Genomic DNA, 23,594 nt, shown 5'->3' with positions numbered 1-23,594 from the left:
CGCGAAGGGTATTCGATCTACGCTCAGCCCGCACGCGATCTGACGAGCAGTGCCTGCTGGCCCGCGCCCACGTGCCCCGACCGATCGTGCAGCGTACTGCTGGCGAACCCGGTGCCGCGCGGGCCGACGACCGTCCTGGCGTAGATGCCGATCCACTCGCCCTCGGGTTCGCGGCTCAGATGGACGGTCAGTTCGGTGTTGATGAACCACCACTGCCGGGGGTCGAGGAAGTTCGAGACGCCGTTGCCGGAGTCCGCGACCACGAAAAGCCGTTGCAGCGGGCTGGGTTCCTCGCCCGCGACGAGCGGCACCCGCTGCCGGGCCCACACCGCCGCCGGTCCGGCCTCGTCGGGCGCGCCCCGGACGGCGCGCCACTCCATCGACTCGAGGTAGCCGCCGCCCCAGCCGGCCGGCCAGTTCGCGGGTGGCGCGTCCTCGGGCGCGGCGAGGGATGGCATCGGGTCGGTCGCGATCCCGGCCGTGTCCGAAGTGGAGATACGCCACGCCGACGCTCGCGCGACCGTGCGGCCGCCGTCGCGCAGCTCGGCCGAAAGCAGTTCGACCGACCGGCCCGGCCGGTCCAGACCAGCGCGAACGGTCAATTCGGTCAGCGGAGCCGGGCCGAGAATCTCGACCGTCACCCGCGTGAGTTGCTTGCCGTGCCCGCCTTCGACACCTTCCAGCGCGCGCACGAGCAGCGCCGACGGCGGCCCGAAGTGCTGGGCGTCGGGGTTCCACGGCCCGGCCGTGTGCAGGGCCGGCTGGAACCGGTCGTCGCCGAGCGGCTGGTAAAAGGCTTCGGTCATCTCTAGTCCGCCCGGTCGATCGGGGTCTCTTCGCCCGCGTCCGGCTCCGGCCAGCCCGGGTACTCCGGCGGTGTGCCGCCGAACGACGGGCAGCGCGCCTGGTGGTCGCACCAGCCGCACAGCTTGCTCGGGTTGGGCCGGAAGTCGCCGGTCTTGCCCGCCTTGAGGATCGCCTGCCAGATGGCCTCCAGCGTCCGCTCGAAGCGCAGCAGCTCCGCCTCGTCCGGTGTGTACGCCAGCGACTGCCCGTCCGTGAGGTACATCAGCTTGAGCTGACGCGGCACGATCCCGCGCAGCCGCCACAGCACCACCGCGTAGAACTTCATCTGGAACAAGGCCTTCGCCTCGCCGATCTCACGCGGCGCGGCGCCGGTCTTGTAGTCGACCACGCGCATCTCACCGGTCGGCGCGACGTCCACCCGGTCGACGTACCCGCGCAGCAGCACGCCCGAGCCCAGCTCGATCTCGACGTGCAGCTCGCACGCCTCCGGCTCGAACCTGGTCGGGTCCTCGAGGCCGAAGTAGGTGTCGATCAGCTTGAGCGCCGACTCCAGCCACTTGTCGACCTGCTCCGGTTTCTCGTCGGCGAACAGCTCGCTCCACTCGGGGCGCTCGGCCGACAGCTCCGCCCACGCCGGTTCCAGCAGCTCCTTCGCCCGCGCGGGCACCCGGTCCGGCTGGGGGAGCGCGAACAGCTTCTCCAGCACCGAATGGACCAGCGTGCCGCGCAGCTGGGCCTTGGTCGGGATCTCGGGCAACCGGTCGACCGCGCGGAAGCGATACAGCAGCGGGCACTGCTTGAAGTCGCTGGCACGTGACGGCGACAGCGCCGGACGCCTGCGGGCGACCGGTCCAGCCGTCGGTTCACTCACCTCGGTGCTTTGCGACATGCCGCGAGCGTATCCCGGCCCACCGACAGGTTCGGGGACCGCAACACCTCACCCGATCGCGCCAGCCGAGATCACTCGACTCCCACACGGTGGCCCGTAGGCTTCTGACGTGGCAGCCACCAGTCAGCACAGCGCGGGTTCGCATCGGCGATCCGTGCTCGACGGCGGGCTGCTCCTCTTCCGTGTCGACGGGGTGCCGGTGCTGCTGGCGCCCTCGTGGTGGCTCGGCTCGCTGATCGTCGTCGTGCTCTACGCGCCGCTGGTCGGCAGGCTGCTGCCCGGCGCGTCGATGGCGACGTCGTGGCTGCTCGCGGCGGCCTTCGCGGTACTGCTCGGGCTTTCCGTACTGGCACACGAGCTTGGCCACTGCCTCGTCGCGCTGCGGCTGGGCATCCCGGTCAGGCGGCTGCGGTTGTTCCTGCTCGGCGGCGTCTCGGAAGTCGCGCGCACGCCACGCAAACCGGGTCAGGAGGGACTGGTCGCCGCGGCCGGTCCGATCGTGTCGCTCGGGCTCGGCGCGTTCTGCGCGGTGCTCATGCTGGCCGTGCCCTCCGGCGGCTCGGCGTGGCTGCTGGTCGCCGAATGCGCGGTCGCGAACTTCGCGGTCGGCGTGTTCAACCTGCTGCCGGGGCTGCCGCTCGACGGCGGCCGGATGCTGCGCGCGGGGGTGTGGGCGATCACCGGCAAGCGCGCGAAGGGCACCAAGGCCGCGGTCGTCGGCGGCGGCCTGGTCGCGTCCGGCCTGATGGTCTGGGCGCTGTGGGGGCTCGCGGCGGGCAGCGAGGACCGCTGGCTGCGGCTCGGCGTGTGTGTCATCACAGCGTGGTTCGTCGCGATGGGCGCGAGCGGTGAGCTCGCCGCCGAGAGCAGGCGGAGCTGGCCGGAAGGTCTGACGCTCGCCCAGCTGATCCGTCCCGTTCTCCAGCTGCCGGCCGAAAGCCCGGTCGCGGACGCGCTCGCCGCGTCGGCGGGGCGTGGTGTCGTGCTGGTGCGCGCGGACGGCGTCGCGGCCGGGCTGCTCGACGAAACGGCTGCTCAGCGCCTCGCGTCGGAAAGCCCGCACTCGCCAGCCGAACTCGCCGCGGAGCCGATCCGCGCGGAGACGGTGCTGCTCGCGTCCGAGCCGGGCGAGGAGATCGCCGAGCGGGTGCGGGAAACCCCGGCGTGGCAGTTCCTGGTGGTCGACGACGAGGGCAGGCCCGCCGGCGTGCTGCGCCGCGAGGACCTGCGCGCCGCGATGTCGGGGCACTTGCCCGGCTGACTTGCCGACCTGCGACGATCAGGCGTCACGTTTCGTCGTTGGAGGTTTGAGTGTCGGTCAGCGGACCGTTTCAGGTGGGGGACCGGGTTCAGTTGACGGACCCGAAGGGGCGGCACTACACGATGGTGCTCGAACCCGGCGCGGAGTTCCACACCCACCGTGGCGCGCTGCTGCACGACGACGTCATCGGGTTGCCGGAAGGGTCGATCGTGGTCTCGGGCGGCGGGACGTCGTACCTGGCACTGCGCCCGCTGCTGCCCGACTACGTGCTCTCGATGCCGCGCGGCGCGCAGGTCATCTACCCGAAGGACGCCGCGCAGATCGTCATGTGGGGCGACATCTTTCCCGGCGCGCGCGTGCTCGAAGCAGGCGCCGGCTCCGGTGCGCTGACCTGCTCGCTGCTGCGCGCGGTCGGGCCGACCGGGACCGTCCAGTCGTACGAGATCCGCGACGACCACGCCGAGCACGCCGAGCGCAACGTCAAGCGGTTCTTCGGCAGCAAGCCGGACAACTGGTCGCTGACGGTCGACGACCTCTCGACGCACGAGGGCCAGGTCGACCGGGTGGTGCTGGACATGCTCGCGCCGTGGGAGCAGTTGCCGACCGTGGCGAAGAACCTGGTGCCCGGCGGCGTGCTGACCGTCTACGTCGCGACGGTGACGCAGCTTTCGCGGATCACCGAGGCGTTGCGTGAGCAGCAGTGCTGGACCGAGCCCGAGTCGTGGGAGACGCTGATGCGGCCGTGGCACGTCGTCGGCCTCGCCGTGCGCCCTGATCACCGGATGGTCGCGCACACCGCGTTCCTGCTGACCGCGCGCCGTCTCGCGGACGGCGTGGTCTCGCCGCGCGTGCAGCGCCGCCCCGCCAAGGGCGTGTCCTAGCCGGGAATGCACCACCGATCCGCTTTTTTGCGGATCGGGAAATCGGTGTCCTTTTTGGCCCCGTTGGGGCTTTCGACATGAATGGTGATGGTCGCGCGTTCGCCCGCGACCTTCACCGGCTGCACCATGGTCGCGGTGACGGTGCCCGCCGCGTCCCATTTGTCCTGAAGCTGTCGCATCGCCGCGGGACTCTGGGGTTCGCAGGCGAGTTTCCCGAACGCGGCCGAGTCGCCTTGGGTGATCGCGGCGGCGATCGCCTGCCCGGTCGCGACGAGTTCGCTCTCCACCAGCGAGGGGCTGGTCAGCGTCGACGTCGGTGCCGGGCGTGGCGGCGGGGGTGCCTCGGGTGCCGGATCCGGCTCACGCGGGCCGATCAGCAGCAGCCCGGCGACGACACCGGCCACGACGACACCGAGCAGGCCGAGCCCCGCGTAGAGGCCCTTCCTGCCCGGTGACGGGGTTGGGCTCAGCTGTCCGCCAGGCCGTTGTAGCACCAGAGTCCGGCTTCCTTCTTCAGCTTGATCACGCCGTTGCGGGACTTGCCGTCGAAGCTCGCCTTGATCGGCGCTTTCGCGGTGTCGCCGGACTCCACCGGCGCGCCGGTGGACTCGGCCTGCGCGGTCGGGTTCACCGGGAGGTCGTCCTTCTGGTTCGCGCTGCGGCACGCGGCGCTGCCCAGCGCCTTGCCGTCGTGCGCGTTGATGGCCGCGACGACACCGTCGGCCATCTCCTGCGCGGTCGGCTTGCCGCCGGGAGCCGGGCCCGCCGAGCCGGTCGGCTTCGCGCTGCCGGTCGAGGACGGGGAACCGGACGCCGACGGCTTCGGCTTCGAGCTCGAACCGCCACCGGGGCCGGGCGCGGGCGAGGACGGTCCCGGCGTCTGGCTGGTGGCGGCGTCGTTGGTCTTGCCGTCGTCGTTGTTGAGCCAGATGATCAGGCCGGCCGCGCCGCCGATGACGACGACCGCGGCGATCGCGAGACCGACGATCAGGCCGGTCTTCTTCTTCGGCGGCTCGGGGTCGACACCGAAACCACCCGGATGGCCGCCGCCCTGCGGCTGGCCCCACTGGTCGCCATGGGGGAACTGCTGGGTGCCGCCGGGGTATGCCCCCTGCTGGCCCCACTGCGGCTGCTCCTGGCCCCACTGAGGCTGCTGCGCGGGCTGCTGCTGGCCCCACTGGTCACCCTGCTGGCCCCATTGCTGCTGCTGGGGCGGCTGGGCGGGCGGATAGCCGCCCTGCTGCGGCGGCTGGCCGCTCGGTTGCGGGGGCGAACCCCAGTCGCCGCCCGGCTGCTGTCCGTACGGTCCCGGCTGCTGCCCGTACGGACCTGGCTGCTGCGGCGGGTAGGTCATCAAAGCTCCCTGACTGGCTGGCGTGAAACACCTGGTCGGCCCCAAGCGGAACGTGGCCCGATGCTAACCACGGGCGTGCCCGCCCGCGCGGTTAGGTGCCACTGGTGCTGGGTATCACCGCTGCGACGCGCAGGGCGCCGCGTCGGTTCCCATACCGCCGATGGAGTGTCCCGGTGGCCGGGTCCCGGCCGCGAACCACGCGAATCGTGCGCAATCTCGTCGCACGGACGGTAGTGATCGGAGGTGTTCTTCGTGCACCGTATTGGACTCTTGTGCTTGGGAAATCTCCGTGCTGTTGCAAGGTCGAAAGGGCGACGCGCCGATCCTGTGATGCGGAAAGGACTTTTATTGTCGGTGATCGCCGGTACCGTGGACTGAAAAGCACTCCGAGGAGGTGCCCGATGCACCATGACCTTCCCGGAGGTCGGCATGAAGATGCCGACCCTTCAGAAACGACTGGAGCTGGAATCACGTCGGACGAACAAGCGCGGCAGGTCCGTTTCCTCGAGGAGGAAGTGGCGCTGCTGCGTCGTAAGCTGACGGACTCGCCTAGGCAGAACCGCGTTCTCGAACAGCGACTCGCCGAGGCGTCGGAACGTGTGAGCCAACTCACTGAGCGCAACACCAAGCTGGTCGAGACCCTCCGCGAGGCTCGTGGCCAGTTGCTCGCTCTCCGTGAGGAAGTGGACCGGCTCGCCCAACCGCCGAGTGGTTACGGCGTTTTCGTGGAAGCGTTCGAGGATGGCACGGTCGACGTGTTCACCGCCGGGCGCAGGATGCGGGTATCGGTCTCACCCGCGGTCGAGGTCGAGTCACTCAAGCGCGGTCAGGCACTTCGGCTCAACGAAGCGCTCACCGTGGTCGAAGGCGGCGGCTTCGAGCGCACGGGCGAGGTGTGCGCACTGCGCGAGGTGCTGGCCCCGGAGCAGGACGGCGGTCCATACCGCGGTCTCGTTGTCGGGCACGCCGACGAAGAGCGTGTGGTCTTCCTGTCCGATCCACTGGCGGATCAGCCCCTCAAGCCGGGCGACTCGCTGCTGGTCGACTCGAAGGCGGGGTACGCCTATGAGCGGGTGCCCAAGGCCGAGGTCGAGGACCTCGTGCTCGAAGAGGTCCCCGACGTCCAGTACGAGGACATCGGTGGCCTGACCAGGCAGATCGAGCAGATCCGCGACGCGGTGGAGCTGCCCTTCCTGCACGCCGACCTGTACCTGGAGTACCAGCTGCGGCCGCCGAAGGGCGTGCTGCTCTACGGTCCTCCCGGGTGCGGTAAGACCCTGATCGCCAAGGCCGTCGCCAACTCGCTGGCGAAGAAGGTCGCGGCGGCGCGGGGAGACGACGGCAACGCCGCCGAGGCGAAGTCGTACTTCCTCAACATCAAGGGTCCCGAGCTGCTCAACAAGTTCGTCGGCGAGACCGAGCGGCACATCCGCTTGATCTTCCAGCGAGCGCGGGAGAAGGCGTCCGAAGGGACGCCGGTGATCGTGTTCTTCGACGAGATGGACTCGATCTTCCGCACCCGGGGCAGTGGCGTGTCGTCCGATGTCGAGACGACGATCGTGCCGCAGCTGCTCTCGGAGATCGACGGTGTGGAAGGGCTGGAGAACGTCATCGTCATCGGCGCCTCCAACCGTGAGGACATGATCGACCCGGCGATCCTGCGGCCGGGCAGGCTCGACGTCAAGATCAAGATCGAGCGTCCTGACGCCGAAGGCGCCAAGGACATCTTCTCCAAGTACCTGCTCACCGGGTTGCCCATCCATCAAGACGATCTGGCCGAGTTCGGTGGCGACACCAAGGCGACGATCGACGCGATGATCCAGCACACCGTCGAGCGGATGTACGAGGAGACGGACGAGAACCGGTTCCTCGAGGTCACCTACGCCAACGGTGACAAGGAAGTCCTGTACTTCCGCGACTTCAACTCGGGCGCGATGATCCAGAACATCGTGGACCGTGCGAAGAAATCGGCGATCAAGTCCGTGCTGGAGACCAACCAGCCCGGCCTGCGCGTGCAGCACCTGCTGGACGCGATCGTGGACGAGTTCGCGGAGAACGAGGACTTGCCGAACACCACCAACCCGGATGACTGGGCCCGTATCTCCGGCAAGAAGGGCGAGCGGATCGTCTACATCCGCACGCTCGTCACCGGCAAGAACACGGACTCCGGCCGGGCGATCGACACGGCCACGAACACCGGCCAGTACCTGTAGGCATCGGGTGAACGGGGTGGCACCGCGTGGCGGTGCCGCCCCGTTCGCTTCGGCCCACGTGAACGCCCCGTTCACAACGTTCAGCGTTGTGAACGGGGCGTTCACTCATGCCTGGGCGCCAGAGCCGACGGCGACGGGTTCGGGGCGGCGGCGTTTGAGGGTGAGGCGGCCGTGGGCGGCGAGGATGCCCAGGATGACCAGCAGCGCGCCGGCGGGCTGGTTCCAGCTCAAGGGTTCGTGGAGCACGGCCACGCCGAGCACGACGCCGACGACCGGGGTCAGGTAGGTGACCGCCGCCGCGTTCGTGGCGCCCCAGGCGACGATGATGCGGGCGTTCCAGATGTAGGCGACGCCCGTGCTGAGCATGCCGAGCGCGGCCATGCTGAGCACGACCGGGACGCTCAGGTGGACAGGCCCCGTGGCCACCAGCGGGCTGAGCGCGAGCATCACGACCGTGCCGAGCGCGACCTGGCCGAACGCGAGCACGGTCGGCTCGATGTGGCGCTTGCCGAGGAAATGGCGCATGTACACGAAGGACGTGCCGTAGCAGGTCGCCGCGCCGAGGCAGGCGAGCTGGCCGAGCAGGTCCGCGGTGCCGAGGCCGTTCCAGACGCCGACGATCGTGAGCACGCCCGCGAACCCGAATCCGAGGCCGATCGCGGCGCCGCGGGTGATGCGTTCCCGGCGCAGGATCACGCCGCCGATGAGGACGGTGAGCAGTGGCGTGGTCGCGTTGAAGATGCTGGCCAGCCCGGAGGAGATGCGGGTTTCGGCCCAGGCGAACAGCTGGAACGGGATCACGCACATCAGCAGGCCCATCACGGCGAAATGCCCCCAGATGACCGGTTCGCGGGGCAGGCGCGGGCGCTGGATCACCACGATGAGGGTCAGCGCGAGCGCGCCGAACGCGAGGCGGGCGAGCGCGACCTGACCGGGGGAGAGGCCGGTGAGGCCGACCTTGATGAAGAGGAAACTCGCGCCCCACAGCGTCGCGAGCAGGCTGAATCGCAGCGCGATCCCGATGTTGCCGGTCATGGCACTCAGTCAACGGGCAAGGCACTTCCGATGCCAGCGGATTTCCGCCATGGGTGTCGAAGGTCTCCCGGCGCGCCGCGCCGCGAATCGCGCGTATAACGACCTATACTGCGGGGCATGAGTGAGCAGAGGATGAGCGCGCCGATCACGTCGGCAGATGTCTTGGCGTGGCTCGAAAACGCTACGGAAGCGGTCAGGCGGGGCGAGCTGGGCGCGGACGCGATCATCGGGTTGCTCGGCGAATTCCGGCAGGCGTCGACGGCGTGCGCGAACGCGTCCGACTGGCTGCTGCTCGCCGCGCGCGAGGAGGGTGCGAGCCTGCGTCAGATCGCGCCTGTCTTCGGCAAGGGGTATGTGCGCGCGCCGGCCGCGCGGTTGGAAAAACTGCACAGGCAGGTTCAGAATTCGGGGCAGTGGCTGGAAATTCTGCGCAGGCATGAGGGGTAGCGGCCCGTTAGGGTGCTTGGGTGTCCACTTCCACGCACCCGCTGTCCAGGATCGGGCTCGGCCTGGCCGCGCTCGGCCGCCCCGCGTACATCAACCTCGGCCGGATCGACCAGCTGCCGCCCCACCGCGACATCGAGGCCATGAAGCGCGCGACGCACGAGGTGCTCGACGCCGCTTATCAAGCCGGAGTCCGCTGGATCGACACGGCGCGGTCATATGGGCTGGCCGAGGACTTCCTGGCCGAATGGCTGACTGACCGGCGCCCCGAAGGCGTGACGGTGTCGAGCAAATGGGGTTACGCCTACGTCGGAGGCTGGCGGCTGGACGCGGAGGTGCACGAGGCCAAAGAGCATTCGCTCACCCGATTCCGTACACAGTGGACGGAAAGCCGCGAGCGGCTCGGCGACGTGCTCGCGCTCTACCAAGTGCATTCGCTGACCGTGGACAGTCCGCTCTTCGACGACCGGGCACTGCTGGAAGCGCTGGCGGCGCTGGCGGATGACGGCGTACGCGTCGGTTTCTCCACGTCAGGGCCCGCGCAGGCCGACACGATTCGCCGCGCGTTCGAGCTGACCGCGCAAGGACGTCCGGTCTTCACCTCGGTCCAGTCCACGTGGAACCTGCTCGAACAATCGGCGGGCGACGCGCTCGCCGAAGCCGCGAACGCCGGGAATTCCGTGCTGGTCAAGGAAACCCTCGCCAACGGCAGGCTCGTGGCCGAGCCGCCGCCGGTCATCGCGCGGTTCGCGAGCGACCGGAATGTCACGCCGGACGCGGTCGCCGTGGCGGCGGTGCTGGCGCAGCCGTGGGCGTCGACCGTGCTCGTCGGACCGGCGAGCACCGCACAGCTCGCCACGAATCTCCAAGCGGCAGTACTCGAACTCGGCGCCGATGATTTGGCGCTGCTGTGTGGTTTCCGTGAATCCGCCACGGACTACTGGGCGAGCCGATCCTCCCTGCGGTGGCAGTGATCGGCTCGACTACTCTCCTGCCCATGCCTCATCGGGGAGTGGCCGTAGTCGCCGCGGTCGCGCTGCTGGGATTGTCGGGCTGTGCCGATCGGCCGAACGACCTCGACACCTACTACGACGACCCCACTCCGTCGGCGAAACCGCCGTCACCGTCCGCCACGCCCGCCCCGCCGCCGCCCAAGCCGTCCGTTTCGGTGAGCGTCGAACGGCCGGTGCTGCTGACCGCCTCCGACTTGGCGGACGAGGGCGTCCAGCGCGCCGCCGTCGGCCCGGCGAAGGGCTGCCTGGCCGAGCTGCCCGACACCGTGGTCGGTGAAGCGTCCTGGTGGTATCCGAGCGGCGCGTCGCTGAACCAGCGGGTGGTCTCGATCCCGCCGAAGGATGCCGGAGCCGCGCTCAAGGCGGTCAAATGCGACGGCCAGCAGCACACCATCCCGGCGCAGGCCGGTGTCGACGCCCAGCGTGTCTGGTGCACGGGCCCGACGTGCACGGTCCTGCTGGCGAAGGACGCCACGCTCTCGGCCGTGCAGGTCACCGCGGGTTCGGCCGCACGGGCGCTGGACGCGGCCAAGCGGCTCGCGCCGCTCGCGGCCGAGAAGCTCGATCAGTAGTAACGGCGGAACCATTCCCGGATGCCCTGGCGGCCGTCCGGGATGAACGGGCTGTCCGGGTCGTCGACCCAGGCACGCAGCTCCTCCAGCGGCAGCCACCGGCCGTCGACGATCTCCTCCGGCTGATGGACCACCGGCCCGTCCCAGCGCACTTCGAAGGCGAAGTTGTGGCAGCGGATCGTCCCGTCCTGATAAACGTCGACGAACAGGGGTACCGGGCTTACTCCTGTGATGCCGAGTTCTTCAGCGAGTTCGCGGGTCGCGCACTCGGCAGGGGTCTCGCCTGCCGCGACCACGCCGCCTGCCCAGCAGTCCCACGTACCGGGATAGACATCCTTGTCAGGGGCGCGCAAATGGACGTAAACGGCGGTTCCGTCGCCCGAACGGACCAGCACCACGCCCGAGGCGTGCCACAGACCTTCGGCCCGCATCACCCTCCTGGGTGCGCTTCCGACCACTGCTCCAGCGGGGTCATAGAGGGCAACGAGTTCGTCACTGGCAGACACGCGGCCATCATCGCAGTGCCTCAACCCGTAGGGTGTGTGCATGCGGCGGATCATGGGAACCGAAGTCGAGTACGGCATCTCGGTGCCGGGCGACGCGACGGCGAACCCGGTGTTGACCTCGACTCAAGTGGTGCTGGCCTACGCGGCGGCCGCGGACATACCGCGCGCCCGGCGCGCCCGATGGGACTACGAGGTGGAGTCGCCACTGCGCGACGCGCGTGGCTTCGACCTGGCGGGTCCCGGCGGGCCGGGGCACGACCCCGACGTCGAGGACCTGGGCGCGGCGAACGTCATCCTCACCAATGGCGCGCGGCTCTACGTCGACCACGCGCACCCCGAGTACTCGGCGCCCGAGGTCACCAACGCGCGTGACGCGGTGATCTGGGACAAGGCGGGGGAGCGGGTGATGGAGCTCGCCGCGATGAAGGCGGCCACCGTGCCGGGCCAGCCCCAGCTGCAGCTCTACAAGAACAACGTCGACGGTAAGGGCGCGAGCTACGGCACGCACGAGAACTACCTGATGGCGCGTTCGACGCCGTTCACGGCCGTGATCGCCGGGCTGACGCCGTTCTTCGTGTCGCGGCAGGTCATCACCGGCTCCGGCCGGGTCGGCGTCGGGCCGCAGAGCGAGGAAGCGGGCTTCCAGCTCTCGCAGCGCTCCGACTACATCGAGGTCGAGGTCGGCCTGGAGACCACGCTCAAGCGCGGCATCATCAACACCCGCGACGAGCCGCACGCCGACGCGGACAAGTACCGCAGGCTGCACGTCATCATCGGCGACGCGAACCTGTCCGAATACTCGACGTACCTCAAGGTCGGCACGACCGCGCTGGTGCTGGACATGATCGAGTCCGGTATCCGGTTCGACGACCTGAAGCTGGACGAGCCGGTGCGCGCGGTGCACCAGATCAGCCACGACCCGACACTCAAGGTGAAGGTCGCGCTGGCGAACGGGCGCAAGTACACCGGGCTGGACCTGCAGTTCGCCTACCACGAGATCGCTTCGGCGAACCTGGAGCGGACCGGCGCGGACGAGGCGTCCAAAGAGGTGCTGCGGGTGTGGGGCGAGATCCTCGACGCGCTCGCCCGCGACCCGCAGGAGTGCGCCGACCGGCTGGACTGGCCTGCCAAGCTGCGGCTGCTGGAGGGCTACCGGGCCCGTGACCAGCTCGCCTGGGGCGCGCCGCGGCTGCGCCTGGTCGACCTGCAGTACTCGGACGTGCGCCTCGCCAAGGGCCTCTACAACCGGCTGGTGACCCGAGGGTCGATGAAGCGGCTGGTCACCGAGGAAGAGGTCCAGGCGGCCATCACCACCCCGCCGTCGGACACCCGCGCCTACTTCCGCGGCCGCGCGCTGGAGAAGTACGCGACCTCGATCGCGGCCGCTTCGTGGGATTCGGTGATCTTCGATGTGGGGCGTGAGTCGCTGGTGCGGATCCCGACCCTGGAGCCCCTCCGGGGCACGAAAGCGCACGTCGGGAAGCTGCTGGACGACGCGGCGACCGCTGAGGAACTGGTCGAGGCTTTGACGGGTTCGGACTAGCACGGTCTGACACTCCGCTCAGTGTGGCGAAAATGTCATGACTGCTGGGTAGGCTAGGAAACGACGGCTACACCTGGAGGCGAAATGGCTCAGGAAAAGATCGAAAAGCATGGCGGCGGCGACTCCGACGAGGAGATCGGCGCCGACGGTTCGGCCGGCCAGGAACGCCGCGAGAAGCTCGGCGAAGACGTCGACACGATCCTGGACGAGATCGACGACGTGCTGGAAGAGAACGCCGAAGACTTCGTGCGCGCGTACGTGCAAAAGGGTGGTCAGTAAGCCTCCTCCGCCCCGTTTCACAGATTGGACCTGAGAGCACGTATGGGAAACACCGCTGGTAACCAGGGCTCCGCGCTGCCCGCTGCCTACTTTTCGTCGGCGACCTCGTCGTTCTCCGACTTCTTGCGCGCGCAGGCCCCTGAGCTGCTGCCCAGCGCGCGCATGGCGCCGGGCACGCAGGCACCGGACGTCCCGCACGGCACCACGATCGTCGCGGTCACCTTCGCCGGTGGCGTGCTGATCGCCGGTGACCGCAGGGCCACCTCCGGCAACCTGATCGCCACCCGCGACATGGACAAGGTCTACGTCACCGACGAGTACTCCGCGGTCGGCATCGCGGGCACCGCGGGGCTCGCGCTGGAGATGGTGCGGCTGTACGCGGTCGAGCTGGCGCACTACGAGAAGATCGAGGGCGTTTCGCTGTCCCTCGACGGTAAGTCGAACAAGCTCGCCACGATGGTCAAGCAGAACCTCGAGATCGCGATGGCGGGTCTCGCGGTGCTGCCGCTGTTCGCGGGCTACGACACCGAGGCCGACGACCCCAAGCGGGCAGGCCGGATCGTGTCGTACGACGTGACCGGTGGCCGGTACGAGGAGCACGCCGGGTACCACGCGATCGGCTCGGGTTCGCTGTTCGCGAAGTCGTCGCTGAAGAAGCTGTTCGACCCCGACGCGGATGTCGAAGGCGCCACCAGGGTGGCGGTCGAGGCGTTGTATGACGCGGCCGACGACGACTCGGCGACCGGCGGGCCGGACCTGGTGCGGCGCATCTACCCGACGGTGGTCACCATCACCGCCGAGCACGGTGCCGTCGCGCTGCCGAAGGAGCAGGCGGCCGCCGTGGCCGAGGCCGTGGTGAACGGCCGCGCCGAGAACGCGCGCGGACGCTGAGTGCCTGCCCCTCTTTGGATCTCTAGAACGGAGCAACAACCGTGACGATGCCGCTGTACGCCTCTCCTGAGCAGTTGATGCGGGAGCGGTCCGAGCTCGCGCGCAAGGGAATCGCGAAGGGCCGCAGTGTTGTCGCGCTGAAATACCGCGGCGGGATCCTGTTCGTCGCCGAGAACACGTCGGCGACGCTGCACAAGGTGTCCGAGATCTACGACCACATCGGCTTCGCCGCGGTGGGCCGGTACAGCGAGTTCGAGAACCTGCGGGTGGCCGGCATCCGGCACGCGGACCTCAAGGGCTACCAGTACGACCGGCGTGACGTCAGCGCGCGTGCGCTGGCGAACGCGTACGCCGCGACGCTGGGCAGCATCTTCACCGAGCAGCTCAAGCCGTTCGAGGTGGAGATCTGTGTCGCCGAGGTCGGCGCTTCGTCCGCCGAGGACCAGCTCTACCGGCTGACCTACGACGGTTCGATCTTCGACGAGCCGCAGTTCGTGGTGATGGGCGGCCAGGCGGAGGCGATCTCCACCAAGATGAAGGAAGCCTACGAGGCCGAGCTCGACCTCGGCCCCGCGGTCGGCATCGCGGTCACCGCGCTGCGGTCGGTCACCACCAACGGCAAGGTCGAGGCGGACCCGATCAAGCTGGAGGTCGCGGTGCTCGACCGTGACCGCCCGCGCCGCTCGTTCCGCAGGCTCACCGGCGCGGCGCTCGACGCGCTGCTGCCCGCGGTGCCCGAGGCGCCGAAGGACGAGGACGCCAAGGAAGACAAGCCCAAGGACTAGCTTGGGTTCCAGCTTTGACGCGAGGGTGCCCCCAGGTGCTTAACACGCACCCGGGGGCACCCTCGCTTTATGTCGGCACACTGGCAAAGTCGCCCCTCTCGTCGGCTGGACACATGAACGCGTCGTGAGTGGTACGGCCGGTTCTAACCGGTCTGAACACTCACGACCCCTGGCGTCTTCGATCGTGCTCACAACCGAATGACAACCGGGATGCGTTACCCAGGACTCAGCGGGGCGCGGGGTGCGCCGCGCATCACGCACGGGGGTGTCGATGAGAGCGAAGGTGCGCGCACTGGTCGGGGTGCTGCTGATGGCGGCAGGCGGGTTCGCCTCGGCTTCGGTCGGTCAGGCGGAGGAGCCCGCGCCGTGCCCGGCGGCGACGGTGAGCGCGCAGTGGCAGGCGCAGCCGGAGGGGTCGGGGCTCACACCGCGCAAGTACCGGATCCCCGTGACGGTCACCGCGCCCGCGGGGTGCACGGCGACCGGCACGGTCCGGTACCGCGTGGTCGACGGCAAGGCGCACGGGGTCTTCCCCGAGTTCAGCGCGGACAACGGCAGTGACTACGGCGCCGACCCGTCGATGCCGCTGACGGGTGAGCTGTCCTGGAAGGACTCGCTGGAGACCAAGTACGTCGACGTCGCCGTGAACCAGGACTTCCTGCCCGAGCAGAACGAGGCGTTCTGGGTCGAGCTGTTCGAGCCGTCCGGGTTGATCGTCGCCGAGGACCGGGTGCCTAACGCGGTGAACGACGACGACGCGAAACCGGCGCCGGACGCGGTGGTGGTCGCTCCTGACGGCAAGATCTGCTGGAAGTACTGCGAAGTGCCGGTGTACGGGTTCGGCTTCGGTGGCGCGCAGGCCACCGCGAACGGCTCGCAGACGATGACCGTCCACTACCGGACGGTCGAAGGACCGGGCGGCCCGGTGGGTTACGTGCCGGTGCGGGACGCGGTGCTCACGCTGCAGGCGGGCCAGCCGTTGACGAAGGCGAAAGTGCAGCTGCTGCCGATCGATCGTGAGGTGAAGTTCGAGATCGAGTTCTTCCAGCCCGCCGGCGGAAAGCTCGGGATGAGGCGGACGGTCGTGACCATCAAGCCGTGGCGTTGACGGCTTCGGCTTCGGCCGTCGCGTTCGCCTGCCGGAACAGGGAGCGGGCCCTGGCCCGGTGGGTGGACGCGGCGGCCGCCCTCTCTTGACGGTCCGCCAGCTCGGCCAGATCGCGGTGCAGCCGGGCCTCTTCGTAGGGGTCAGGCACGACCGTGCGCACGGACAGTGCCAGTTCGAGGTTTTCCCGTGCCGCGTCGAGGTTTCCGGCCCCGAGTTGAGCCCGGCCGAGCTGGCCGAGCGCGGACGCTTCGCCGTGCCGGTCGCCGACGTCACGGCTGATCAGCAACGCCTGCTCGAAGTCGGCCAGCGCGGCGGCGAAGTCTTCCAGTCCCAAGTGGACGAGACCGGTGTGGAGCAGTGATTCCCATTCCTGCCAGCGGTCACCGATCGAGCGGCTGCCGTCGAGTGCCTCGCCGAGATGGGTGAGCGCGGCGGCGTGATCGCCTAGTTCGAGGTAGGCCTCGCCGAGTGTGTCCAAAGTGGCCGCTTCGAGCCTGGCGTTGCCGAGCTTGCGGAACGTGGTCAGCGCGTCGGTGAGCGGGGCGAGGCTTTCGGCGGCGCGGCCCATCTGGATGTAGGTGTGGCCGAGGTTGCGTTGCGACAGCGCGCGGCCGAGGTGGTTCTCGGCGGTGGCGCAGCGCGCGACGGCGAGCTTGTGCGCGACGATCGCCTCGTCGAACCGGCGCAGCTCGGCGTAGGCGTTGGCGGTGTTGTTGTAGACGTGGCCCTCGCCGTCGAGGTCACCGGCCGCCTGGACGGTGCGCAGCGCCAAAGCGTTGGTGGCCAGGGCATCCGTGAGCCGCCTGGTCATGAAGTAGGACACGCCGAGCGCGCGCAGCATCTCGCTCTCGGCGAGCGGGTCGCCGAGTTCGGTGGCCGCGGCGGCGCCTTCGCGGCACAGCTCGACCCGCTCCTGCCAATGGCCGGTGGTGTCGTAGAAGCTGGTCAGCAGGTAGGTGAGCTGCCAGGTCGCGGCGAGGCTGCCGCGCTCGCGCGCGTAGCGGACCACGGGCAGCAGGTTGTCGCGCTCGGCGTCGAGGAACGCCAGCGCCGCGTGCCGTTCCGGCTCGAACGGCAGGTCGGTCACCGGGTGCACCGGCTCGGGGTCGACCAGGTCGCGGTTGGGGTCGATGGCCTTGTTGGCCGCGGCGGCGACGCAGAGGTACCAGTCGACGAGCCGGTCGCCCGCTTCGGCCAGCGCGTCCGGTGCCTCGTCGGTGCTCGCGCACTGGCGGGCGAATTCGCGGATCAGGTCGTGGAAGCGGAACCGGTCCGCGCCTGCGGGGGTCATCAGGTGCGCGGTGCTCAGCTCGGCGGCGGCCGACCGTGCGAGTGCGACCGGCATCGCGCAGATCGCCGCGCCGAGCGAGGTGCTGAACGTCGCGCCCGGCACGAGCCCGAGCCTGCGGAACAAGGTCATCTGGTCAGGGCTCAGCGGCTGGTACGCGCTGGCGAGTACGGTGCGTACCGTCCGCGAATCGCCTTCCACCGCGAGGTTGTCGAGCCTGCCCGCACCCGCCAGCTCGGCGGCGAGTTCCGCGATCGACCGGCGAGGGTCGCCGGCGAGCCTGGCCGCGGCGATGCGCAGCGCGAGTGGCATCCCGCCGCACAGGTGCGCCAGCCGCGCGGTCGGTCCCGGCTCGCGTGCCACCCGCTCGGCGCCGAGCACCCGGGTCAGCAGCGCCACCGATTCCGCGTGGGAGAACGAATCCAGCGCGATCGGGTGCACCGCGTGCCTGCTGCCGAGCGCGGCGAGCGCCTGCCTGCTCGTGATCACCAGCAGCGCCTGATCGGTGCCGGGGATCAGCGGCAGCACCTGCTCGACGTCGCCCGCGTTGTCGATCACGATGGCGCAGCGCCGGTTGTGCAGCAGCGAGCGGTAGAGCCCGGCGCGCTCGGTGAGGTCGCCGGGAATGCGCTCGTCGGGCAGGTCGAGGCTGCGCAGCAGATGCGCGAGCGCGTCCGCGGCGGACATCGCGCGGCGCGGGTCGTGCCCGCGCAGGTCGAGGAACAGCCTGCCGCCGGGGAACCGGCCCGCGATCCGGTGCGCCCACTGGACGGCGAGCGCGGTCTTGCCCATGCCCGCCGCGCCGGAGACGACGACGATCGGGCGTTCGGGCTCGTCGAGCAGCCGGTCCAGCCCGGCCAGTTCGGTGTCGCGGCCGGTGAAATGGCCGACCCTGGCCGGAATCTGGGCGGGCACCCCGGTCGTCGCCTGCCCGGGTTCGAGGTCGGGATCGCGGCGCAGGATCGCGGTGTGCAGCGCGATCAGCTCCGGTCCAGGATCGACACCCAGCTCTTCGGCGAGCCGCTGGCGGACGACGCCGAACGTTTCCAGCGCGTCGGTGTAGCGGCCGCAGCGGTACAGGGCGAGCATGTGCGCGGCGGCGAGGCGTTCGCGTGCCGGGTACTCGGCCTGCAGCCTGGCGAGCTCACGGGCGGCGTCCTCGTGGTTTCCCAGTCGCAGCTCGGCGTCCCAGAGATCTTCAATGGCGGACAGCCTCAGCTCGTGCAGCCGGTCGATTTCGCGGCTGGCCCAGCCGGCTAGCGCGGTGTCGGCGAAGGCGTCACCACGCCAGAGCGTCATCGCCGAGCGCAGCGCCGAGGCCGCGCTCTCCAGGCTGGGGTCCTTTTTGGCCTCGCGGACGCGGCGCTCGAACAGCAGCGCGTCGACCGTGTCCGGGTCGACGGCGAGCAGGTAACCGGGATTGCGGGTGTGCAGCACCTGGCCGAACCCGCAGGCGTCGAGTGCCTGACGGATCCGCGCGACATGGCTGTGCAGCGTCTTGACGGCCGTGCGCGGAGGGTCCTCGCCCCAGAGCATGTCCACCAGCCTGCTGCTGGGCACGACGCTGCCCGCGTGCAGCGCGAGCACGCCGAGCACCGCGCGCTGGCGGGCGCCGTGCAGCACGCAGGGCCCGGCGGGGCCGACCGCCTCGACCGGGCCGAGTACGCGCAGCTCGCTTCCCATGGTGGAGCGAGCGTATCCACGCGCGAGAGGTGCGAAAACGGCCAACCGGACGACAACCGCTTCACAACCAGCCGAGCCGAGGCTTGACCGGCAACCGATCCACAGCGAAGGGGAACCGATCATGCGAAGTCTTCAGCGGCGGCGGTCCGCCGTGTTCGTGGCCGCGCTCGCGGCAATGCTGCTGGGCGCGGTCCCGGCGTCGGCGACGCCCTCGTACCGTGACGTGTTCATCAAGGACAACGCAGCCGACGTGGCGGGCGCGGAGCCCAGCGCGGGCGCTGTCTGGTCCAGCCCGGACATCTGGGTCTGCCCGCCATGGGACGCGGGCTGCGCCGTCGACCACAACCCGATCGTCGGCCAGCTGAACTGGGTGCACGTCAAGCTCAACCGCAAGGCGGGCGCGGAGACCGACGTCAACGGCACGCTGCGGCTGTACTACACGGCCATGGGCGGCGCGGCGAACTGGGGCGGCGACGCGGACCCCTTCGACGACTGGACCAAGATCACCGACGCGTACGGCGTGACGGTGCCGCCCGGCGGGACCGAGCTGGTGCTGCCGTGGAACGGCGTGCCCGGCCCCGGTCACTACTGCCTGCTGGCCAGATGGGACTCCGCGGCCGACACGATGACGACGGCCGAGGGCCCCAACACGCTGACCAACACCCGCAATAACAACAACATCGGCTGGCACAACGTGAACACCGTCGAGCTGCCCCAGTTGCAGCCGCAGCCGGAGCCGTTCATGGTCGGCAACCCGTGGCGCGAAGGCGACTTCAAGACCAACCTCGTGCTGGCGGCGGACGGGAAACCCTTCGTGGGTCCCGGAAGGATCGTCGTCGACCTCGGCCCCGAGCTGGCGGCCAGGTGGAAGCAGGCAGGCCAGCGCGGCGTCGGCGTGCGGCCGGCGGGTGACACGACGGTGGAGATCGTGGACGGCAAGTTCGCCCGCATCGACGGCCTGGTGCTGAAGAGCCGTGAACGCATCCCGACCAAGATCGTCTTCACCGCGGGCGCGGCCGCGGCGGGCGGGCAGTTCGTGGTCCGGGTGAACCAGACGGACGGGCAGGGCGTCGACGTGGGCGGCGTCGAGTACCGCCTGACCGTCAAGTAAGAGGAGGGGACGTGAGGGCCTTCGTCAGCCGTGGGGCGCGGCAGGCGAAGGCCCTTACGGCGTGCCGGGGTCCCGGCAAAGTCGCCCTCCCGGGGCGGTTGAAGGAATGAACGCCGCGTTCACAACGCTGAGCGACACAAACGCCCCGTTCAACCCGTTCAACCCGCCCCATGGTTCGCGTAGGGGGTGTGCGCTGCGACGCGGGGGTCGCGGACTCCGCCAGAACCCATCGTGAAGCGAGGGTGCCCCCGAGTGCGTACTACGCACCCAAAGGTCCCCTCGCTTCACACCCACCCGAGGCTTCAGTGCGCGCCTCACCCAGCCACATTTGGCTTTCCGCACAATAACCGTCGGCAACACTCACGAGTCCTTGGCCAGCGGAAGCTTGCGCGAGGCGAGGAGTTCCCCGGGGCTTAGGGAGTCGAGGGGCCCGCTGCGGAACCGGGGGAGTGGAAATGCCGGTCCGCGAACACGAGCAGGTACGGCAAAGTCGCGCGGGCCGTGTGCCAGGTGTGGTTGAAGCCGCGCTCCACGTGCACCACGGCTTCCTGCCCGCGGGCGTGCAAGGCGTCCGCGATGCGCTTGGCCGTCGTCACGTCCGTCGGTGCGCCCGAGCCGACCGCGAGCATCACCGCGACCGGGGCGGGGAAGTCCATGGTCGGCAGATACTGCCGGGGCGTGTCCGCGCGAATGGCCGCCTGGTCGCCGCCGAGCACGCTGATCGAGTTGTTCAGGTCGTCGTACGGCAGCGCGATGACCAGCGTGCCGAACTGCTGGACGTGGTGCAGGCCGATGTTCAGCGCCGCGAAGCCGCCGCCGGACATGCCGCCCAGCGCGCGGCCGCTGCGGTCGTTGACCGTGCGGTAGCGCTGGTCGATGGCAGGGACGACCGTGTTCGCCAGGTAGTTCTCCAGCTGGGGGCCGCCGGGGATGTTCAGGCCTTCCCAGTCCTGGCTGGGCTGCCCCGCGGTCATGTCGACGCTGACCACGATCATCGGCGAGATCAGTTTCGCCTTGCCGAGCGAGTCGAGGCTGCCGGGTGCGTCGCCGGAGGTGAGCCAGTCGCGGGGGCCGCCGAACGGGTAGCCGTGCACCAGGTAGACGACCGGGTAGCGGCGGCCGGCGTTCTCCGGGTCGAAGTAGCCGGGCGGCAGCAGTACGAGATTCTGGCCCGCCGGGATCTTGTTGGGCGGGTCGGCGAGGGTGACCGTCTCGGTGCGCGCCTCGCCCTTCTTCGGCGGGGCACCCGGCGGGCTGACGTTGGCGCCGGGCACGGGGCTCGGTGCCTCGGGGTCGTTCTTGCCGTCGTCGAGGAAGCGGCCTGCCGCGTTGAGGACGCCGCCGCCCTTCTGGAGCAGCTTGCCGAGGTCGTCGGGGGTGCGGACGTAACCGACGTAGGTGTTGACCGCGGTGATCGCGGCGACCAGGAAGAAGACTCCGGCGCCCGTCAGGCTCCAGCGGCGGACACGGCGGTTGCGCCACAGGCACACGGCGACCGTGATCGCGGCGACCGTCCACGCCGCGGCGGTGAGCCAGATCAGGGGCGACTCCAGCGGCCCGAGCTGGCGGGCGCGGTCGGTGATCTCGTTGGGCAGCACCGGGTCGGCGATCACGGGTTACCCGCTTCCAGGCCCATCCGCTCGTTCAGGAACGGCAGCGAGTCGCGGAACGCGGTGCTCCAGGTGTCCCAGTCGTGCCCGCCGGGCACGACCATCGACTTCACCTGCATGCCCGCCTTCTCCGCGGCGTCGACGGCGTTCGGCATCTGGCTGGTGAACGGTTCGTCGTCATCGCCCGCCGCGAAGACGCCCGCCGATTCGGGAAACTTCTTGGTTTCCAGGATCTTCAGCGGGTCCTGGCGGTCGTAGGCGGCTTCGTCACCGTTGAAGACCTCGTCGATGGCGGCTTCCCTGGTCTCGCGCATCGGCCGGTCCTCGCCGGAGAAGTCGAGGAAAGTCGGGTACAGCTTGGGATGCCGCACGGCGAGTTCGAACGCGCACGTGCCGCCGTAGGAGACACCGGCGACGGCCCAGTTGCGCGTGTTGCCGTCGACGCGCAGGTGCGCGTTGACCCAGGCGGGCACGTCCTGGCTGAGGTACGCGTCGACGTTGCCGAGCGGGCTGTCCATGCAGAGCAGGTCTTCGTCGTCGACACCGGTGTCGTCCGGCGCGACGATCACGGGCATCCGCCCGTTGTGCTCGGTGGCGTACTCGTCGAGCGCCTGGACGACCTCGCCGTCGTCGAACCAGTCGGCGACATCGCCAGGCACACCGGAAAGCAGCACCAGCACCGGAGGTTTGGCCGATCCGGCGCCATAGCCCGGCGGGAGGTAGACCTTCGCGTCACGCGCGCGGAACGCGGAGCTGGCGGCGGGGATGCGCACGGTCGACACGGCGCCCGCGGTCAGCGAGGCCTGCTGGGTGCCGGTCAGCGGCACCGTCATCGCGGGCGCGCTGCTCTGCGCCGTCGCGCACCCGGCGGCCAGTAGCACCGCCGCGGGGACGGCGAACCGCACCTTGGTCTTCACCCGCATCCAGAACTCCACCCCTGCGTTAGCGCCAGCCCCTTCCGATCACTCTATTCGGTGCTTATGAGTATTCAGTGAGCGCGCCCTTCGATGAGCACGCCGAGCCCGTCGATCACCCGGTCGAGTCCGAATCCGTAGGCGTGCTCGGCGTTGTAGGAGGACTGGTGCGCCGCACCCGCCGCCGACCCGATCCGCGCGGCCGTCGGGTGGGCCTCGGCGTCGAAGACCCTGGTGAGCAAGGGTTCATTGGCCGCCCACCATTCGTCGTCGCCCAGCAGGCCGTCGAGCTGGGAACTCTTCTGCTCGGCCGCCGCGCGCGAGGCGGAGTTCACGAACGACAGCACGTAGGTCAGCGCGGCGTCGGTCTCGACCTCGTCGAGTGGCGTGCCGTCGAAGGCCTGGAGCTCGTGGTCGTACTTCGCCATCAGGCCGGGACCGAGCGGCGGGCGGATGGTTGAGACATTCGCCACCCACGGGTGCCGCTCGTACAGCGCGCGGTTCTCCTCGGCGACCGCGCGCACTCGCTCACGCCACGACTTCCCGTCGTGCGCGGCACGTGGCATCCGCTGATAGACGAGGTCGAGCATCAGGTCGAGCAGCTCGGCCTTGCCGGGGACGTAGGTGTAGAGCGACATCGGCGCGACGCCGACCGCCTCGGCGACCCGGCGCATGGTGACGGCCTCGATGCCGGTCTTGTCGGCCAGCTCGATGGCGGCCTCGACCACCTCGTCGACGGTCTTGCCCTGCTTCGGCCCGCGCGCGGCCGGCCGGTGGCCCGGCTCGCGCCAGAGCAGTTCGAGGGTGCGTGCGGGGTCGCCGGCACTGCTGCGGTCGATCGGCATGGGCTCCATCCTTGCGCAGAAACCTCGTACTAGGTACTCTGTACATCGTACGAAGTTTTAGATTCGCTCTTGAGAGGGACTTACTTGCAGGTCACAGCTTCGGCCATCTCCCTGAACGTCGACGACGTGCCGGCTTCGAGCGCGTTCATGACTCGGCACTTCGGCTTCCGTGAGCAGATGGCCGCGGAAGGGTTCGCCTCGCTGACGCGGGACGACGCGGCGATGGACGTGATCTTCCTGCGGCGGGGGATCGAGGTGCTCCCGGAAGGCTTCCGTGACCAGCACGCGGCCGGGCTCATCGTCGCGCTCGTCGTCACGGGCATCGAAGACGAGGAGCGCAGGCTTCGCGACGAGGGCGTCGCCATCACCATGGCGCTGCGCGAAGAGCCTTGGGGCGAAAAGCTCTTCCAGGTCACCGACCCGAACGGGGTGATCGTCCAACTCGTCGAGTGGGGGGCGTGAGGGTTTGGGGGGGGGGGGGTATCCCCGCCCGCCGGCCGGTCGGTAGGGTAGTGGAGTGGGTGGTGGTGATGGGCGGGGGGGGGGGGATGTTGTGGGTGAA

At 69.7% G+C, this 23,594-nt stretch carries 23 protein-coding genes; 13 read left to right on the top strand and 10 right to left on the bottom strand.

All coding sequences use genetic code 11. The annotated features are described in order from the left end of the window. Positions 1–23: 23 nt before the first annotated feature. Positions 24–806 carry a thioesterase family protein gene (locus ACFV15_RS38875; RefSeq protein ID WP_378357241.1) on the bottom strand — a complete coding sequence of 261 codons (783 nt, stop codon included), beginning with the start codon at positions 804–806 and terminating at the stop codon, positions 24–26. 2 nt (positions 807–808) lie between these two features. Next, the gene (locus ACFV15_RS38870) at positions 809–1,696 is read right to left on the bottom strand and encodes a RecB family exonuclease (protein ID WP_378357239.1); all 888 of its coding nucleotides are present in this window, start codon (positions 1,694–1,696) and stop codon (positions 809–811) included. 109 nt (positions 1,697–1,805) lie between these two features. On the opposite strand from ACFV15_RS38870, the gene ACFV15_RS38865 reads away from it, so the two are divergent. Beyond that, a complete protein-coding gene (locus ACFV15_RS38865) occupies positions 1,806–2,957 on the top strand; it encodes a site-2 protease family protein (protein WP_378357238.1) in 1,152 nt (383 codons plus the stop codon). 50 nt (positions 2,958–3,007) lie between these two features. Beyond that, positions 3,008–3,838 carry a tRNA (adenine-N1)-methyltransferase gene (locus ACFV15_RS38860; RefSeq protein WP_378357237.1) on the top strand — a complete coding sequence of 277 codons (831 nt, stop codon included), beginning with the start codon at positions 3,008–3,010 and terminating at the stop codon, positions 3,836–3,838. Here the strand turns inward: ACFV15_RS38860 and ACFV15_RS38855 are convergent. Then, the gene (locus tag ACFV15_RS38855; RefSeq protein ID WP_378357236.1) at positions 3,835–4,332 is read right to left on the bottom strand and encodes a hypothetical protein; all 498 of its coding nucleotides are present in this window, start codon (positions 4,330–4,332) and stop codon (positions 3,835–3,837) included. The genes ACFV15_RS38860 and ACFV15_RS38855 overlap by 4 nt on opposite strands. Further along, entirely contained in the window at positions 4,305–5,192 is an 888-nt protein-coding gene (locus tag ACFV15_RS38850) for a hypothetical protein (RefSeq protein WP_378357234.1), read from the bottom strand. Before ACFV15_RS38850 ends, ACFV15_RS38855 begins: the two co-directional genes overlap by 28 nt. Positions 5,193–5,593: 401 nt before the next feature. Between ACFV15_RS38850 and arc the strand changes: the two genes are divergently transcribed. Next, positions 5,594–7,405: a proteasome ATPase gene (gene arc / locus ACFV15_RS38845; RefSeq protein ID WP_378357233.1), complete on the top strand. Its 1,812-nt coding sequence runs from the start codon at positions 5,594–5,596 to the stop codon at positions 7,403–7,405. 105 nt (positions 7,406–7,510) lie between these two features. Here the strand turns inward: arc and ACFV15_RS38840 are convergent, their stop codons facing one another. Further along, entirely contained in the window at positions 7,511–8,440 is a 930-nt protein-coding gene (locus tag ACFV15_RS38840) for a DMT family transporter (protein ID WP_378357231.1), read from the bottom strand. Between the two features lie 117 nt (positions 8,441–8,557). On the opposite strand from ACFV15_RS38840, the gene ACFV15_RS38835 reads away from it, so the two are divergent. The 3 genes from ACFV15_RS38835 to ACFV15_RS38825 are packed head-to-tail and all read left to right on the top strand — an operon-like array spanning position 8,558 to position 10,469. After that, the gene (locus tag ACFV15_RS38835) at positions 8,558–8,887 is read left to right on the top strand and encodes a hypothetical protein (RefSeq protein ID WP_378357230.1); all 330 of its coding nucleotides are present in this window, start codon (positions 8,558–8,560) and stop codon (positions 8,885–8,887) included. A 20-nt stretch (positions 8,888–8,907) separates the two neighbouring features. Further along, entirely contained in the window at positions 8,908–9,858 is a 951-nt protein-coding gene (locus ACFV15_RS38830; RefSeq protein WP_378357228.1) for an aldo/keto reductase, read from the top strand. Positions 9,859–9,881: 23 nt separating this feature from the next. Beyond that, positions 9,882–10,469, top strand: a complete 588-nt coding sequence (locus tag ACFV15_RS38825; protein ID WP_378357226.1) for a hypothetical protein — start codon at positions 9,882–9,884, stop codon at positions 10,467–10,469. Here the strand turns inward: ACFV15_RS38825 and ACFV15_RS38820 are convergent. Further along, positions 10,463–10,975, bottom strand: a complete 513-nt coding sequence (locus ACFV15_RS38820) for an NUDIX hydrolase (RefSeq protein WP_378357224.1) — start codon at positions 10,973–10,975, stop codon at positions 10,463–10,465. The two genes, ACFV15_RS38825 and ACFV15_RS38820, sit on opposite strands and share 7 nt — an antisense overlap. A 40-nt stretch (positions 10,976–11,015) precedes the next feature. Here ACFV15_RS38820 and dop point away from each other — a divergent pair, with 40 nt between their 5' ends. The 5 genes from dop (at position 11,016) to ACFV15_RS38795 (ending at position 15,581) form a co-directional block, all read left to right on the top strand. Continuing rightward, positions 11,016–12,518 carry a depupylase/deamidase Dop gene (gene dop / locus ACFV15_RS38815; RefSeq protein WP_378357223.1) on the top strand — a complete coding sequence of 501 codons (1,503 nt, stop codon included), beginning with the start codon at positions 11,016–11,018 and terminating at the stop codon, positions 12,516–12,518. A gap of 84 nt (positions 12,519–12,602) precedes the next feature. Then, entirely contained in the window at positions 12,603–12,797 is a 195-nt protein-coding gene (locus tag ACFV15_RS38810) for a ubiquitin-like protein Pup (RefSeq protein WP_378357222.1), read from the top strand. Positions 12,798–12,839: 42 nt separating this feature from the next. Further along, on the top strand, positions 12,840–13,688 hold the full coding sequence (gene prcB, locus ACFV15_RS38805) for a proteasome subunit beta (RefSeq protein ID WP_378357220.1): 849 nt from the start codon (positions 12,840–12,842) through the stop codon (positions 13,686–13,688). 41 nt (positions 13,689–13,729) lie between these two features. Then, complete coding sequence (gene prcA, locus ACFV15_RS38800; protein ID WP_378357219.1) at positions 13,730–14,473, top strand: proteasome subunit alpha; 744 nt, start codon at positions 13,730–13,732, stop codon at positions 14,471–14,473. A 271-nt stretch (positions 14,474–14,744) separates the two neighbouring features. Then, positions 14,745–15,581 carry a hypothetical protein gene (locus ACFV15_RS38795; RefSeq protein ID WP_378357217.1) on the top strand — a complete coding sequence of 279 codons (837 nt, stop codon included), beginning with the start codon at positions 14,745–14,747 and terminating at the stop codon, positions 15,579–15,581. Here ACFV15_RS38795 and ACFV15_RS38790 read toward each other — a convergent pair. Further along, on the bottom strand, positions 15,565–18,552 hold the full coding sequence (locus tag ACFV15_RS38790) for a BTAD domain-containing putative transcriptional regulator (protein WP_378357215.1): 2,988 nt from the start codon (positions 18,550–18,552) through the stop codon (positions 15,565–15,567). The genes ACFV15_RS38795 and ACFV15_RS38790 overlap by 17 nt on opposite strands. 121 nt (positions 18,553–18,673) lie before the next feature. Between ACFV15_RS38790 and ACFV15_RS38785 the strand changes: the two genes are divergently transcribed. After that, positions 18,674–19,663 (top strand): hypothetical protein, encoded by a 990-nt coding sequence (locus tag ACFV15_RS38785; protein ID WP_378357214.1) that lies wholly within the window; start codon positions 18,674–18,676, stop codon positions 19,661–19,663. A 413-nt stretch (positions 19,664–20,076) separates the two neighbouring features. Here ACFV15_RS38785 and ACFV15_RS38780 read toward each other — a convergent pair whose 3' ends face one another. From ACFV15_RS38780 to ACFV15_RS38770, 3 genes are all read right to left on the bottom strand, one after another. Further along, entirely contained in the window at positions 20,077–21,276 is a 1,200-nt protein-coding gene (locus ACFV15_RS38780; RefSeq protein WP_378357213.1) for an alpha/beta hydrolase, read from the bottom strand. Next, positions 21,273–22,196, bottom strand: a complete 924-nt coding sequence (locus ACFV15_RS38775) for an alpha/beta hydrolase (protein ID WP_378357211.1) — start codon at positions 22,194–22,196, stop codon at positions 21,273–21,275. The genes ACFV15_RS38780 and ACFV15_RS38775 overlap by 4 nt, the downstream gene beginning before the upstream one ends. A 65-nt stretch (positions 22,197–22,261) precedes the next feature. Beyond that, complete coding sequence (locus ACFV15_RS38770; RefSeq protein ID WP_378357209.1) at positions 22,262–23,032, bottom strand: TetR/AcrR family transcriptional regulator; 771 nt, start codon at positions 23,030–23,032, stop codon at positions 22,262–22,264. An 84-nt stretch (positions 23,033–23,116) separates the two neighbouring features. On the opposite strand from ACFV15_RS38770, the gene ACFV15_RS38765 reads away from it, so the two are divergent. Further along, entirely contained in the window at positions 23,117–23,494 is a 378-nt protein-coding gene (locus ACFV15_RS38765; RefSeq protein WP_378357208.1) for a VOC family protein, read from the top strand. Positions 23,495–23,594 lie beyond the last annotated feature (100 nt).

It is taken from the genome of Amycolatopsis sp. NPDC059657, from assembly GCF_042734395.1.
Lineage (GTDB): Bacteria > Actinomycetota > Actinomycetes > Mycobacteriales > Pseudonocardiaceae > Amycolatopsis.
This window is presented reverse-complemented; position numbering and strand designations above follow the sequence as displayed.

Coding starts and splice junctions, on each gene's coding strand:
- ACFV15_RS38835 (WP_378357230.1), top strand. CDS start 8,558: ATGAGTGAGCAGAGGATGAGCGCGCCGATCACGTCGGCAGATGTCTTG.
- ACFV15_RS38770 (WP_378357209.1), bottom strand. CDS start 23,032: ATGCCGATCGACCGCAGCAGTGCCGGCGACCCCGCACGCACCCTCGAA.
- ACFV15_RS38850 (WP_378357234.1), bottom strand. CDS start 5,192: ATGACCTACCCGCCGCAGCAGCCAGGTCCGTACGGGCAGCAGCCGGGA.
- prcB (WP_378357220.1), top strand. CDS start 12,840: ATGGGAAACACCGCTGGTAACCAGGGCTCCGCGCTGCCCGCTGCCTAC.
- ACFV15_RS38790 (WP_378357215.1), bottom strand. CDS start 18,552: ATGGGAAGCGAGCTGCGCGTACTCGGCCCGGTCGAGGCGGTCGGCCCC.
- ACFV15_RS38795 (WP_378357217.1), top strand. CDS start 14,745: ATGAGAGCGAAGGTGCGCGCACTGGTCGGGGTGCTGCTGATGGCGGCA.
- ACFV15_RS38785 (WP_378357214.1), top strand. CDS start 18,674: ATGCGAAGTCTTCAGCGGCGGCGGTCCGCCGTGTTCGTGGCCGCGCTC.
- ACFV15_RS38840 (WP_378357231.1), bottom strand. CDS start 8,440: ATGACCGGCAACATCGGGATCGCGCTGCGATTCAGCCTGCTCGCGACG.
- ACFV15_RS38825 (WP_378357226.1), top strand. CDS start 9,882: ATGCCTCATCGGGGAGTGGCCGTAGTCGCCGCGGTCGCGCTGCTGGGA.
- ACFV15_RS38875 (WP_378357241.1), bottom strand. CDS start 806: ATGACCGAAGCCTTTTACCAGCCGCTCGGCGACGACCGGTTCCAGCCG.
- ACFV15_RS38870 (WP_378357239.1), bottom strand. CDS start 1,696: ATGTCGCAAAGCACCGAGGTGAGTGAACCGACGGCTGGACCGGTCGCC.
- ACFV15_RS38810 (WP_378357222.1), top strand. CDS start 12,603: ATGGCTCAGGAAAAGATCGAAAAGCATGGCGGCGGCGACTCCGACGAG.
- dop (WP_378357223.1), top strand. CDS start 11,016: ATGCGGCGGATCATGGGAACCGAAGTCGAGTACGGCATCTCGGTGCCG.
- ACFV15_RS38775 (WP_378357211.1), bottom strand. CDS start 22,196: ATGCGGGTGAAGACCAAGGTGCGGTTCGCCGTCCCCGCGGCGGTGCTA.
- arc (WP_378357233.1), top strand. CDS start 5,594: ATGCACCATGACCTTCCCGGAGGTCGGCATGAAGATGCCGACCCTTCA.